This is a genomic window from Pseudomonas sp. Z8(2022) (assembly GCF_025837155.1).
Lineage (GTDB): Bacteria > Pseudomonadota > Gammaproteobacteria > Pseudomonadales > Pseudomonadaceae > Aquipseudomonas.
Map to the genome: position 1 here is coordinate 1,919,700 of NZ_CP107549.1, position 12,941 is coordinate 1,932,640.

Below are 12,941 nucleotides of genomic sequence, written 5' to 3' on the forward strand. Positions count from 1 at the left end.
CTGCTCAGGAACCATGAGGAGGGGGTACGCCGTTCTGCATACCGGGTAATCAGGTGCACTGAGATCCTGCGCGGACCCCAACAGACGGAGTCCGCTTCATGCAATCCCCCACCCAGCTTGTCCTGAACTGGCATCTCACCGAGGCTTGCAATTACCGTTGCCAGTACTGCTATGCAGCCTGGCAAGAATCTGCGTGCCCACGAGAGTTGATCCACGATACAGAGCAAACATCAGCGCTGTTAAGAGAACTGTATCGATTCTTCCACCCGACTAACCACGCCAACCCGCTGGCTAGGCAAATGTCCTGGAACTCCGTCCGTCTGAATCTGGCTGGCGGAGAGCCTTTGCTACATGCCAGGAAGCTCCCGGCCATTGTTAGTCAGGCCCGGGCGCTTGGCTTTGAAGTCTCCATGATCAGCAATGGGGCAAGTCTGACCCGGGAGCTACTGGATCGTTTGGTGCCCCAGTTAATCTGGCTCGGGATCAGCATCGATTCGAGTAGCTCTGAGACCAACCGTGCAATCGGCCGAGTCGACCGTCGTGGCAAGCTTCTCAACCTGAGCGATCTGGCCAGCGCCCTCGACAGTGTTCGTCAGTTCAACCCTGGTTTGAGGCTCAAGCTCAATACTGTGGTCAACCAGGCCAACCATGCTGAAGACATGAGCGGTCTTTTGGGCCGTTTTGCTCCGCAGAAGTGGAAAGTCCTGCGCATGCTGCCCGTGGTCAACCAGCAATTGTCCATCAGTGAAGAGCAGTTTGCCGCCTTTGTCCTACGTCATCGTGCCTTCGCAAATATCTTATGTCCGGAAGACAACCAGGACATGGCCGAATCCTATCTGATGGTTGATCCACATGGGCGCTTCTTCCAGAACAGCCCGCTGCTTGTGGGGAACGGTTACACCTACAGTAGGCCGATCCTGGAGGTAGGTGCGGATGCAGCCCTTTCTCAAATGGCCTTCGACATTGAGCGTTTCCTCGCACGCTACGCCCTGCAGGCAGGGGAGAGCGCATGAAGTACTGTTCGAACAAAGAAATCGATGCGCTCATCCGTCAATTGGTTCGTCAAGGATGGCGCTTCCATCGTGGAGGTAAGCATGGACGGCTTACTCATCCAGGTGGCCGACCGACAGTGACCGTAGCCAAGTCACCTAGCGACTTCCGGAGTTTGGAAAATTTCCGCCGCGACTTACGCAAAGCTACTGGTTGATGCTGGAGGCCGGCGGTCTGCTGGTTCACAATCTGATCGCTTGTTCATCGCGGTATTTCTATTTTGGAACTGAAGACGCGCACGTCCGCCAAGTGAACTAGACCCGAGGCAGATAAACCGGTCTGTAATTGTCGTGCTGGCAGCAGTCGTGAGGCTATTGGTTCAACTGGGATCAATCAAAAGGAGCAGGGATGGGAGTTTTCACGCCGGCTGGAGAAACGCGTGTAGCTGTTTTGGTGGATTGCGACAACGTATCGCCCGAGATTCTGGAGCACGCCTTGCGTGTGGTCGCCCAGTTCGGCCGCGTCGTCCTTAGACGGGGGTATGGCAATCATGGGACCTTGGCCAACAAGTGGCAGGAGGCCTTGGTTCGACTGGCCTTCACGCCATGCCTGCAGTACCAGTATGCGGCCGGTAAGAACACGTCCGACATCGCCTTGGCTCTTGATGCAATGGAAGCGCTCTTCGATCACCGTGCGGATACATTCTGCCTGGTAACCAGCGACTCCGATTTCGCCTACCTGTGCCGCAAGCTCAGAGAACGTGGCGCTACGGTCTGCATCGTCGGTGAACCCAAGACTCCTGATGCACTGCGCAACGCCAGCGACCAGTTCTTCGAGTGGCGCCGCGAGGAACATTTTCAAGAGCCTGTTGCGGAGCATGCCGAGAAGCCTGTGGCCAAGGCTGAGTCGAGTTGCAAGCAGGAAACCACTAAGCCTGAACCCAGCAAGCCAGTCGTCAAACGGCGACCAAGGTTCGTGGTGGATGCCGTATCTCTACTTGCAGGCGGAACCAGTGAAGGCAAGGTCACCCTGAGCGCCCTTGGGCAGTATCTCAAACGTACCGATCCGGCATTTTCGCCAAACGCGTATGGCCACTCTGGTTTGCTCGACATGATCAGAACCTACGACCTGCTGCATCTGATCCAAGAGAACGGCGGGCACTGGACGGTGGGGCTGGCAGCGAAAGAAGAGGAACCGGCTGAACATGCTGCGCACGCCTGAAAGGCGCAGCAAAAAGGGGGCTCAGCCCCCTTGGTTCATAGCAACCCAAGCTCAGCGCGCGTAGCTCAGGATGTTGGGCGACGTCAGTTGTTAAACAAGGGTAGATAGCCCAGCTCGACGAGCTTAGTGTCCAGCGTGCCGACGATGCGGAAGTGCTCTCGATTTCGTTCATCCATAGCCTGAGCACTGCTCACTAGAATTGTGCCGCGCTCCGGTATGTCGATCAGCTCATCTGCATCCGGAAAATCGCTAGGATTTAGCGGGTGTGGGCAGAAACCGATCCAGCCGGTGGTTTGACGGTCGGAGAAGGTTTGGCCATCCAGGTAGTACCTTCCGGGAGCGATTACACCCCAATCGATTTCCGGCCAGATGGATACCGCTAGGCGAAGCATTTCCACTAACACCGGACGTGGGTTTTCAAGGGCTGAAACCAGAGCGCCGGCATCTTCGAAATCCATGCTGGATATGGACTCCATGTCATGTGCGTCGTAACTGAAGGCCAGGCCTCCTTGCTGCGGATCTTCCTGTCCGTTCCAGACGGATACTGACAGCCATGTTGGATACTCGGCGTCAAAGCTAGTGGCTGCTGCGTTGGCCAAGGTTAGAGGTTTGCTCAGCACCTCGTTGCTCAACGCGTCCTGAACTGAGGCGCCTTGCAAATACCATTTGCCAAGAAGCGGATGTAATTGGCCCAAAGCACCCAGATAGCGGCGTATCCGCTCCAACTGCTCTTCATGGGGCACCGCGGCGATCGCGTGCTTCTTGAAGCGCATCTTGAATACAAAGGACCGGAAAGAATTTGTCATGCCCACTCTTCAAGCAATCAGATCGTTCTACAAGCGCTCTGGCAGGGTATTGGTTGCATCCAGATAGGGCTCACCATTGAGCAGTTTGTCGTGCCAGCTGGCTAGGTCGCCATCATCCACGTCAAGGCGCTTGAGCCACTGATCAGCCGACCAGCCTACCAACCGTAACTCCCCGTCATGCGAGCCACCATGCAAGGAGCCTATGGTTTCGTAGCGGATTCCCTTGAGTGCATGGTTCAGCAGCACATAGGGAGCAGGCCTCGGGTCGTCAGCATCTCCGCCAAGGTAGGAGTGAGCGCCTGCTTGAATGACTACGCCGTTGCCGCACTCATAGAAAGCGAAGTGACTCGACGGCAGTTGACCGCGCAGCACGTCCTGGCCGCCCACCTGATCCAAACGCACCTGGTCGAGCAAGGTCAGCCAACTGACCGTCTTGATCTTGGGATGCTTGAACGCCGGGCGATTAGCGAGCAGCGCTGCGGTACCTACATCCAGGCCGGGCATGCGTTGAGCCATAAAGGCTTCGGTGGGTTCGTTGTCATCGCGCCGAGTCGGTGACAGGTTGAAGGCCAGGCCGGCGTAACCCTGCTCGGGATCCAGCCGACGGGCGAAGCTCAGGAATAGTTGCTGAAAAAACAGGGGGTTCTGTTCCTGGTAAAGCAGTGGAGCCGAGAACTCCAGAACGCTTAGGCCGTCCCCCATCTTGGCTTGCCACCCACGCTTGCCGTAGATATCGAAGAGCCAAGCGCCGGCATCATGGGCGTTTTTTCCATTGGTGTAGGAGAAGCTGAGGTGATCATCCTCATCCATCTCCTGCATCATTTCCCGCAGCGGCTTTGCGTCCTTGTAGGCGATAAGCGGCTTACCCTTGGGGGGCTCTTCCCGCCACAACCAAGTCAGATGCGGTTCTGCCACCTTCTTGAACTCGTCGAAGCATTGGCAAAGCGCTTCACGTACCAAGGGCGTGTGTGCCTCTCTGAAGTAGAGCGTGCCGCGCACGCAAAGTACTGCCCCAATGTAGTCCTGTGGGCCGCCTTTCATCAGCAGGTTACCGGGCATTTCCAGTAGGTGAGGCTGCTTGGCCAGTTCCTCGGCCAGGTCGAATGGTTGTGCCATGGGTGTTCCTCGAAATCAGTAAGCAGGTGCTGGAAGCGGCGGGCGTGGCGAGCGGCCACGGGTCAGGATATACATCAGAGCGCTTGCCGCCGCAGCGGCCCAGCCCAGCTGTTCGACAGGTACCTCGGACTGCTGATTTTCCTGGCTGCAGTCGCACTCGGTTGATTTCATTTCCACCACTTTTCGCTCATCCCCAGCGATAGCTGCGTATGCTTCAGTTTGCTCGCGATTCTTCTGATCCGGTGGGAACTTCATCTCCACCACCTGCTTGATATTGTCCTGCGTCGGCGGCTTGTTGGGATCCTTGACGATCACCACGTCAGGTCGGCGAATCATCCCCTTGCCCGGTTTGAAGGGCGGATGCTCCGGGTCATCATTCCAGTACTTGCTGATCCACCCCGGTATCCAGCCGTGAGCGCTGCTGCCCGTCTGGCTGTCGAGAATGGGCTGCGGCGGGCTCTTGGTCATGTCGTAGCTTACTTCGGGCCGATAAGGACTATGCCCTTGAAGCACCTCATTCAACTCGCCGAGTCGTTGGGCAACACAGGACTGTTTGAGGTTCTTGCCATCCTGGCTGATGTTAGGCGTGCTGCTGCAGTAGCAGATCGCTGAGCACAAAACCTTCTTGTCCTGCGGATCGAGCTTAGGCTCCAGCACACCTACTGGATTGACCTTGCCAGTCGGGCTCATACCACCTTGAGAGAGGCTTGGCTGATCGCTCATTGCCCATCCCCCTGAATCAGATCGATATGCAGGGTTTCAGAGGCGTCGTGATTGACCCAGGAGGTCATGCCTTCTGCATCTGTCGTGTCGATGGCACTCCACCCGCCGCTCGACCAGACTTTCACCCTACGACCGGCTACAGGTTTACCGGTCTCCTGGTCGATCAGCTGGAAGCGCCCGGAGAAGGGGGAGGCGGAGTTGCTTAGGGGAACAGGAGGCGTGAAGGCTGCCACGACCGAGGCATCGCCGATCAGCACAGTTCCTGAGCCACCGACGATCACATTGCCGTGCGCACCGACACTCCCCAGTGTGGCCGCTGGAAAGCCGTTGATGAACACGGTGGAGGCCACCGCTGAAGCGATTGGGCTTCCACAGGCTGAAACGTCAGTCTGCCTGGCAGCTGGTAAACCATCGAACAGAACATCTGGAGAGCCAGAAACGATTGGATTAGTGCCGTGTCCAGGAATGGGGCAGGCAGTCGGGTCGGTAACTCGTGCTGCTGGTTTTCCACTCATTTTGCAGATCCTTGCATGAGCGCGATGTCGCTTCGAAGAGAATGGCCAGAGGGCGGTGGACTAGCCCCTTTTAAGAAGCCTAAACGCGATTCACACTAGCCAGATTTCGCGCGTGACATTAGCAAGAATGTGTTGTGCAAATCTTTGCGCAAATAGCGCCTAGCCCGCGTATTGAAAGGGCTTTCAGTGAGTGTAAGAAATTATGTCTTTGAGGGGCGGGTTTCCCATGAGCAAGAGCCTGCTGCACAGGCTGCACACGAGTGATAAGGCAGAGTAAAAAAGGGGGCTCAGCCCCCTTGGTTCATAGCAACCCAAGCTCGGCGAAAGATACGGTGCGCTGGCCAGCCACGATGATGTGATCCAACGAGCGGACATCGACCAGCGCCAAGGCCTCTCTCAAACGCAGTGTGAGCACCTTGTCCGCCTGGCTCGGCTCTGGATTTCCGCTTGGATGATTGTGCGCGAAGATCACTGCCGCGGCATTCAGGCGCAGTGCTTCCTTGACCACCTCGCGCGGGTACACAGACGCACTGTCGATGGTGCCGCGGAACATCTCGACGTACTGGATCAGGTGATGCTTGGCATCCAGAAACAGTGCTGAGAAAACCTCGTGTTCAAAGCCACCCAGCTTCGCGATCAAATAGTCCTTGACCAGCTCCGAAGACGTGAAGGCTGCGCCTCGCTGAACCTTCTGATCGATCACCTTGCGAGCAGCATCCAGGATCTGTTCTGCAGTGGCAGGCAGATAGCGACCTTGCTCGTCGCGAATCATCAGGGAAGTGTCAAAAACAAGAGAAAGCTGCGACATGATCATGCTCCAGTTGCTCGGGCGGAATTGCCCGGAACCGGTCCAGCACGGCGCAGCGCAGCAGTCAGGGGGCGATAGCCGGCCTCGCCGCAAGCGCGCGAAGCGCGTGCAGCCCTTGACGGCGAGAACGCCGTGATAGGGTGAGAGGAAACAGCAAGACCGCCATTCCACCGGTCTCACAGGCGCCACCAGCAAGCGCAGCGCGCAGGCTCTATTGACCCGGCGGCAGGCGTCCAGAGGCGTTGTGGGCGAACAGCAGAAATGCAGTCATGGCGTGCACCACGCAGTGCGAAAGGCAGGAGACAAATTTCGCGCTATGTGACCAATGGCCCATCCTGCAGGGTTGGCAGATGGCCGCTACCGAAATATTCTCCGGTCGCTGAGCTAACGAAGTGCGACAGGCAGGATGCTGACCCCATGCACTCCGTTAGCTCAGAACCTTCCTTCCTGGTCTGTTTTAACAGGCCACTTCATTGGCTTTGCCATGGCTCAGGTCAGCCCTGACACCTCGCTTCTGCGAGCGTCAGGGTCTTTCTGTGGCCAAAGCAGTCACCCATGGCATAGATCTCGGCCTGCTCACCGCAGCGAAGATGCGACCACATACGCTGGTGGATACGACTCAGGAAACCCACCTCAAAAGCTCGCCTTTCAATAGCGCAGGGCAGCAGATCGCGCTCGGCGATCATCACTGCCCAGAGCCACCCACTGCGGGCGTTATCGAGCCAGGTCTGAGCCAGCTTCACGCCTTGGTCGAATGCCTCTCTGCAATCTGCAGCCCAAGTGATCTCCATACCTGGATGGCCGTCGTGAGGTGGAAGGTAGGTCATCACACCCTTGCTCATCTGGCATCTCCTCGAACGTCAGAGAGGGCGCGGCGATAGAGCACGACCATTTCATCGAGCAAAGCCAGCGCAGCGTAAGCAGCGATGCGCACACGCAGATCTGCCGGCTGCAAGCCCTCAGGTTCAGCCAGTTGATCCAACAGATTCCCGAGCATGACGCCACGCAGTTCAGCGGCAGCTTCAGAGGGTAGGGGAGAGCGCTCGGATTCATGCAGCGGGCTTCGCTGCAGCGGGAAAGGTACAACGCAGGATTCGAACTCAGCCATGGCGCACCTCCGGATCAGAGGTGGACAGCAAGACCTGAAGCCCAAGGCGGAGCTCTCGGGTAAAAAGGGGGTAGCGCATTTTCCTTATGCTCCTCAGACGATTAAGGAGCCGCCTACCGCCGTTGCTACACGGTAATGGAGGCGGACCGTGCGGGGGTAGCAAACCGGCGTCCGAGGGAACCGGCCAGGCAAAAGCCTGCCCCACACGGTCCGCCATAGAAGTTAAGCAACCAAGCACATCAAGCGCTGGCTACTCAAACTATGGCGCTACCGCGCCTCGAACGAATCAGGTTGCTACACCCGGCCGTGGGATTTACCACGACGGGCGCACTCTAGCCCGAGGGTTTCAGGATGGCAACCTACTGTGGCGTAGTTGGAGCAGGAGTGACACCATGCCAACCGTCCCACACACGTAACAAAGAGCCAACGCAACAGCGGCAGCCATGCAAGAGCTGCAGGTGCGGCTAAGCGAGGCCTAGGCTTACCGCCCGGGCGCGGCCATAGAGCTGGCCTGTGAATCAAGGGCGCGTCTGGCTTTACCCGCGATTCGTCAGTGGATATGGTGACAGGCATGGCAAAATGGCAGCTTGCGGTATACCAGGGATGGCCCTCCGAATGTGCTGCGGTAACCGCCGCATACCGCCGCGCCACCCTCTGACCCCGTCTTAATTGCCACCCCAGTTTGAATTGGGCTGGCCTGCACTGTGACGGGCGGCTGCGGAGTGTTGTGCATGAATGAGTTGGAGCAGGCCCTGCCGGCCTTGGTGCCGGTTGATTGTTCGAACATTGGCAATCAGTCGCTGCTGGGGCGCCTCAAAGAGCAATTTCCGCAGCTGCGCGAAGAAGCCTTTTGTGCGGTGCGCGATGGGCTGATCGACCAGGGTGTGCTGTACAAGGGGCGCGGTCTGGGTTGCCCTGTGCTTCGGGCGCAACCGGTTGCCAGCGTCACCAAGGGCAAGGCGGCCAAGGTACAACCCGCCAGCGGCATCGAGGATATGAAGAAAATCCTTTGGGCCACCGCCGACAAGCTGCGCGCCAATATCAGCAGCTATAAAATGGAGATATTACAACACCGAGTGACCGCATGCCTTAAATGACTGAATTGCGCTGGCAATAGAGGAAGAAAATCTTAAATCGGTGCCCGGGATCAGTTGACCACTACAAGAGTTGACACGGAATGAAAGATAATCTTGACCTCAAAATTCTAGAAATCTTAGAGCGTGAGCCGGTTAGTGCCAGGCTGCACAATGCCGTGTTGCAAGCCGCCTCCGAGGGTGGGCTGCCTTTTGAGAGTTTGTCTGAATACATTCAGAATAAAGGTGACAATATTCAGCGCCTCTTTCTAATTCCTAACCTCGGGAAAAAAGGCGCTATTGAACTAATAAGCATACTCGATGAGTATGTCAAAGCTAATATAACTGGTAACTCACATACTTCTGCTTCACCTCAACAGATTCTTTCTTTAACTATCCCCGCCTCCTACAAGAGCTTCAGTCTCATCACTTTTCTCCGAGCTTGTCAATGCAGCGTGCGATTGCATAATGCGCTCACTAGAGCTATCGAAAAAAAAGAGTTCGGATCAGAGACCTTGGGGGATTTAGAAGGTAAGAGTATTTGCACTCTGAGGAGTGAGCTTCAAAAGCTACCCGGCCTTGGTCAGAAATCTGTGGTCGAATTTCTCGACCTGTTGAAAGCCTTGGTAAACGGATCTGTGAACGAATTGGCTTTCACAGAAACGGAGCTACAGAGTCTGCCGCTTCAGTATGAGTCGAGTGACTTGAGCTCGGAGTTCGTGTTGCTGCTCGAAAGTGAAGGCTATGCCAACATCACCGTTACGGACATCATCAACAAAGCGCCCGGCCTATCGAAGCAGGAAGGAACGCTGCGAAATAAACTGGACCCCGTCTACCGCAAATCCTCGCTACATCAACTGTTAACCTCAATCAGTTATGACATCTATGAGCTGTCTGAGAAAATAATCACCGACGCTAAGCTCGCACCGAGGCTTGCTGCATTGCTTTCGGATTTTTACAGATTCTTATTGAGCAAGAAGAGTCAGGTCTTCCGCCACGATGAGTATTTCGCAAATGACTTGTCGGGCTTGGAAGACCGAGAGGCAAAAGTTTTGCTGGCGAGATTAGAGCGAGAAGGCCAGACACTTGAGGAGCTGGGGCGGCGCTTTGGCGTTACCCGAGAGCGAATCCGGCAAATCGAGTCTAAGGCGCTAACGAAATACGTGAAGAGTAATCGCATTGGCCTGTTTCATCTATCCGAAAACCTCGAAAAATATGTCAAAGCCTCAAAAGGGGTGCTATCCGTTGAGGTTATACATCGCTTGTACGGCGTTTCAAGGCATAAGCTGGAAGTGGCCTTAAACTTCGTTGTCCCGGCCAGCCGGGATGCGTGGATGGCACGGGACGGCGATTACATCATCAGTAAGGATTTTACGTCGCGTCAAGACCAACTATTCGGCGACATTGAAGCGTTTATTTATCGTCACCCCGGCGGGGATAGTAAAACTCTGATTAAAGAGCTCGACGGTGTGAATCGCCCGGTGTTGGAGTACTTTATTTTCCGTCACCAGAAGAAGTTTTCCATGAGTGCGGAGGGTGACATTGATATCGTCACTATCTCCGCATCGGAGCGCGCCCGAATTGTGCTGACGGCCGCGGGACAACCCCTCCACACCAGCGAAGCCACACGACTTTACAAAACGATTTTCAAGGAAGAGGTTACAGAACACGCCCTTGGGTCAACCCTGAACCGATTGCCGGATGGATTAATTATCGGCCCAGGTACGTTTGCCTTGTACGCCCATTTAAAACTGGATTCTAACGATATCGACCACATCAAAAACGAAGCTTACAAGTTCATCTTCAGTGAAGGTCGTTACGTGAGTTCGAGAATTATTTTCGAACACATTTCTCGCATCAGGCCAGAGTTCAGACAGAAAGAACCTCATTTTAACTTTTATCTGGTGCATGGCATTCTTCAGGACGACGGACGATACCGAATTGGACGAGGGTTTATGGTCGGCCTGCCCAGCTATGGGGATTATTTACCGCTGGAAACCGAAATCGCAGAACTGGTCGAAACCCACGGACCGGTTTCGATCTCCGAGGTCATGGAGTTGCTCCGTCCCACCCGGGGTGAGCTAACCAATGGCTCGGTCCGAAACAGCTTGGTGGCGTGTGATGAGGTCTACCTGACGGCGGAAAAGCGCCGGTGGGATGTGGCGTACCGAGTGTTCAACGACCCTGCCGACATCCGCCGTCTTCAAACCGCAATCCGAATGGCTGCCTACAAAGAATCTGTTGCGTTGTCGTCGGTCTTTAATCGTGTTCGATCAACGGGGATAGAGTATGCACTCGGTACCATTCTCTCGGTCGTTTGGAAGGATCCGGACATCACCTTAGAGCGGGATTATGTGCGCTTTGATGGAACGGATACGGAGATTGAACGCTATTATGCTACCGGCGAGCCAACCAGCTTATGCCAACTGGATTACCGTAACCATACGGAAGAAAAGTCTGTTGATACGGGCGTTCTGGATGCGTTGATAAAGGAGTTCGATCTGTATGTTTGAAGAAATCGATCTCCCGCTGTCGATCAACACTTCTTCCGAAGACCCCAGTGCGGTCTTCTTCGACCCGGTGCTAAAGAGTGCCGTCACCTACGACGTGGGGGTGGGGTATTTTACCTCCGGCTGGATTGCGGACACCGCTCAGGGCATCTCGCAGTTCGCCCGATCTCGGGGTAAGGCTCGATGGATCGTCGGCCACGAGTTGCAGGAAAAGGACCTAGACTGCATCGTGAATTCGAAAGCCGTGGCGGATAAGGAGTTTCAGGCCAAGCGGATTTTTGAGGAAGAGGTGGATCAGGTGTTCTCGGCGCTCAAAGAGGACGCCCGTCTAGCGCTGGCTTGGCTGATCCGCGATGGCATTGTTGAGCTGAAAGTGGCGGTGCCTACCAATAAGCTGAGTGGGATATACCATGCGAAAAATGGCATTTTCTCGGACGAGGCGGGCAACGATATCGCCTTCAGCGGCTCGTACAATCTGACCGCCAGAGCCTCTTCCAATTGGGAAACTATTGACATCTATCGGTCGTGGACCAGCGAGGAAGGTCGCCAGCGGTGCGAAAAGAAGAAGCACGAATTTGAGAGCATCTGGCAAGGCAAAGACCCTAATCTCCTGACCTTTACGCCCACATCAAAGACGCTGGATAAAATCAAAGCCTATGCCAAAACGGGCTCTCGCCCCTACAGCTTGCCATCTGGCCGCCCGGCCGTCCCCCAAGCCATTCAAGATGACGAGGGGAAGATCCGAGGGTACCAGGAAAAAGCCATCAAAGCCTGGTTTGCTCAGAATGGGCAAGGGCTGTTCTGCATGGCCACCGGGGCGGGCAAAACCATCACCGCCCTGACCGCGGCCACTAGGCTGTTGGACTACTTCCGCACTCAACAAGCCAAGCTCGTCATCGTCATCACCGTCCCCTACGTGCATTTAGGGGAGCAATGGGCGGACGAAGCGGCGTTCTTTGGCTACGACGCGATCAAATGCTACGGGGGCAAAGACAAGTGGTTGGGTGCGCTGCAGTCTGCCTACAATCAGTTGTTGTCCGGGGACCGTGACCATCTGGTGGCCATTGCGGTCAATGACACCTTCAAGAACAGCCAGTTCCAGTCGTTCCTAGATGGCATCCGCACCAACTTCCTGTTGGTGTCGGACGAGGTGCATAACATGGGCGCTGAGAACATTGCCCAGAAGCTGCCCCAACAGGCGCGATTCCGAATTGGGTTGTCGGCCACGCCCATCCGCCACAACGACCCCTTTGGCACCAAGGCTATCTTTGACTACTTCGGCGAGCCGGTAATTGAGTTTGACATCAAGGACGCCATCGACGCCGGCTTTCTGTGCAAGTACAACTATTACCCGATCGTCTGTGAGTTGGATCCGGAGGAGCTGGACGAATACATCCGGTTGAGCAAAAGAATTGCCCGGCTCATGGCTATGGGGGACAAAGACGATTTTTCCACCAGCCTAAAGCTCGAACTCATCAAACGCGCCAAGCTCACCGGCAGCAGTGCGGACAAAAAACGCAAGCTGAAACAACTGCTGAATGACAGTCAGGACCGACAACACACCCTGATCTATTCCAGTGAGGCCATCAACGACGGCGAACGGGATATCGACCGGATTGTTCAGATTGCCGGGAGGGACTGCCAATGGCGCGTGGCTAAGTTCACGGCCGAAGAGAGCAAAGAACAGCGCGCCGAGATTTTGGGCAGCTTTAAGGCCGGCGACATTGACGCCATTGTTGCCATTAAGTGCCTCGATGAGGGGGTCGACATCCCGCAAACGAAAACCGCTTACATCGTGGCGTCCTCGACCAACCCGCGTCAGTTCATTCAACGACGTGGACGGGTACTGCGTCAGTACGACGGTAAGGGCTTGGCCGCCATCTACGACTTTATCGCTATCCCGCCCCTGGACAAACTGGGGGAGGACGAAGAAACGTTCAATATCGAAAAAAACATGGTTGAGCGTGAACTTGAGCGAATCGCCGAGTTTGCCGAGATTTCCGAAAACTACGGACACACCCTCTCGACCTTACGAGAAATAAGAAAGAAACTGAAACTGTTAGGTGCTTAA

Annotated in this window: 12 protein-coding genes and 1 pseudogene; 6 read left to right on the top strand and 7 right to left on the bottom strand. The window is 55.6% G+C overall.

The features are described from left to right. Positions 1 to 98: 98 nt before the first annotated feature. The 3 genes from OEG79_RS09120 (at position 99) to OEG79_RS09125 (ending at position 2,211) form a co-directional block, all read left to right on the top strand. Entirely contained in the window at positions 99 to 1,013 is a 915-nt protein-coding gene (locus OEG79_RS09120) for a viperin family antiviral radical SAM protein (RefSeq protein WP_264148419.1), read from the top strand. Continuing rightward, entirely contained in the window at positions 1,010 to 1,207 is a 198-nt protein-coding gene (locus tag OEG79_RS21265) for a type II toxin-antitoxin system HicA family toxin (protein ID WP_125851392.1), read from the top strand. Before OEG79_RS09120 ends, OEG79_RS21265 begins: the two co-directional genes overlap by 4 nt. Before the next feature lie 191 nt (positions 1,208 to 1,398). Further along, entirely contained in the window at positions 1,399 to 2,211 is an 813-nt protein-coding gene (locus OEG79_RS09125; RefSeq protein WP_264148420.1) for an NYN domain-containing protein, read from the top strand. Between the two features lie 83 nt (positions 2,212 to 2,294). Here the strand turns inward: OEG79_RS09125 and OEG79_RS09130 are convergent, their stop codons facing one another. The 7 genes from OEG79_RS09130 to OEG79_RS09160 all read right to left on the bottom strand — a co-directional run bounded on the left by OEG79_RS09130 (position 2,295) and on the right by OEG79_RS09160 (position 7,287). Continuing rightward, complete coding sequence (locus OEG79_RS09130) at positions 2,295 to 3,017, bottom strand: immunity 52 family protein (protein WP_264148421.1); 723 nt, start codon at positions 3,015 to 3,017, stop codon at positions 2,295 to 2,297. 27 nt (positions 3,018 to 3,044) lie between these two features. Further along, positions 3,045 to 4,133 carry a DUF3396 domain-containing protein gene (locus OEG79_RS09135; protein WP_264148422.1) on the bottom strand — a complete coding sequence of 363 codons (1,089 nt, stop codon included), beginning with the start codon at positions 4,131 to 4,133 and terminating at the stop codon, positions 3,045 to 3,047. Between the two features lie 15 nt (positions 4,134 to 4,148). Continuing rightward, entirely contained in the window at positions 4,149 to 4,856 is a 708-nt protein-coding gene (locus tag OEG79_RS09140) for a VRR-NUC domain-containing protein (RefSeq protein ID WP_264148423.1), read from the bottom strand. Continuing rightward, positions 4,853 to 5,371 (bottom strand): PAAR domain-containing protein, encoded by a 519-nt coding sequence (locus OEG79_RS09145; protein ID WP_254347826.1) that lies wholly within the window; start codon positions 5,369 to 5,371, stop codon positions 4,853 to 4,855. Before OEG79_RS09145 ends, OEG79_RS09140 begins: the two co-directional genes overlap by 4 nt. Positions 5,372 to 5,672: 301 nt before the next feature. After that, a complete protein-coding gene (radC, locus tag OEG79_RS09150) occupies positions 5,673 to 6,179 on the bottom strand; it encodes a RadC family protein (RefSeq protein WP_264148424.1) in 507 nt (168 codons plus the stop codon). Positions 6,180 to 6,673: 494 nt separating this feature from the next. Further along, positions 6,674 to 7,021, bottom strand: coding sequence for a LasR-specific antiactivator QslA (locus OEG79_RS09155; RefSeq protein ID WP_264148425.1), 348 nt, complete (start codon positions 7,019 to 7,021; stop codon positions 6,674 to 6,676). Continuing rightward, positions 7,018 to 7,287, bottom strand: coding sequence for a hypothetical protein (locus OEG79_RS09160; RefSeq protein WP_254347821.1), 270 nt, complete (start codon positions 7,285 to 7,287; stop codon positions 7,018 to 7,020). Before OEG79_RS09160 ends, OEG79_RS09155 begins: the two co-directional genes overlap by 4 nt. Positions 7,288 to 8,018: 731 nt before the next feature. Here OEG79_RS09160 and OEG79_RS09165 point away from each other — a divergent pair. The 3 genes and pseudogenes from OEG79_RS09165 to OEG79_RS09175 all read left to right on the top strand — a co-directional run bounded on the left by OEG79_RS09165 (position 8,019) and on the right by OEG79_RS09175 (position 12,941). Beyond that, positions 8,019 to 8,384 carry a hypothetical protein gene (locus OEG79_RS09165; RefSeq protein ID WP_264148426.1) on the top strand — a complete coding sequence of 122 codons (366 nt, stop codon included), beginning with the start codon at positions 8,019 to 8,021 and terminating at the stop codon, positions 8,382 to 8,384. 995 nt (positions 8,385 to 9,379) lie between these two features. After that, positions 9,380 to 9,520: pseudogene (locus tag OEG79_RS09170) on the top strand (sigma factor-like helix-turn-helix DNA-binding protein); the annotation flags it as partial. A gap of 1,345 nt (positions 9,521 to 10,865) precedes the next feature. After that, a complete protein-coding gene (locus OEG79_RS09175; RefSeq protein ID WP_264148427.1) occupies positions 10,866 to 12,941 on the top strand; it encodes a DEAD/DEAH box helicase family protein in 2,076 nt (691 codons plus the stop codon).

Excerpts from the sequence above, each read along its gene's own strand:
- OEG79_RS09145 (WP_254347826.1), bottom strand. The coding sequence starts at position 5,371 with ATGAGTGGAAAACCAGCAGCACGAGTTACCGACCCGACTGCCTGCCCC.
- OEG79_RS09160 (WP_254347821.1), bottom strand. The coding sequence starts at position 7,287 with ATGGCTGAGTTCGAATCCTGCGTTGTACCTTTCCCGCTGCAGCGAAGC.
- OEG79_RS21265 (WP_125851392.1), top strand. The coding sequence starts at position 1,010 with ATGAAGTACTGTTCGAACAAAGAAATCGATGCGCTCATCCGTCAATTG.
- OEG79_RS09140 (WP_264148423.1), bottom strand. The coding sequence starts at position 4,856 with ATGAGCGATCAGCCAAGCCTCTCTCAAGGTGGTATGAGCCCGACTGGC.
- radC (WP_264148424.1), bottom strand. The coding sequence starts at position 6,179 with ATGTCGCAGCTTTCTCTTGTTTTTGACACTTCCCTGATGATTCGCGAC.
- OEG79_RS09120 (WP_264148419.1), top strand. The coding sequence starts at position 99 with ATGCAATCCCCCACCCAGCTTGTCCTGAACTGGCATCTCACCGAGGCT.
- OEG79_RS09165 (WP_264148426.1), top strand. The coding sequence starts at position 8,019 with ATGAATGAGTTGGAGCAGGCCCTGCCGGCCTTGGTGCCGGTTGATTGT.
- OEG79_RS09125 (WP_264148420.1), top strand. The coding sequence starts at position 1,399 with ATGGGAGTTTTCACGCCGGCTGGAGAAACGCGTGTAGCTGTTTTGGTG.
- OEG79_RS09175 (WP_264148427.1), top strand. The coding sequence starts at position 10,866 with ATGTTTGAAGAAATCGATCTCCCGCTGTCGATCAACACTTCTTCCGAA.
- OEG79_RS09155 (WP_264148425.1), bottom strand. The coding sequence starts at position 7,021 with ATGAGCAAGGGTGTGATGACCTACCTTCCACCTCACGACGGCCATCCA.
- OEG79_RS09135 (WP_264148422.1), bottom strand. The coding sequence starts at position 4,133 with ATGGCACAACCATTCGACCTGGCCGAGGAACTGGCCAAGCAGCCTCAC.
- OEG79_RS09130 (WP_264148421.1), bottom strand. The coding sequence starts at position 3,017 with ATGACAAATTCTTTCCGGTCCTTTGTATTCAAGATGCGCTTCAAGAAG.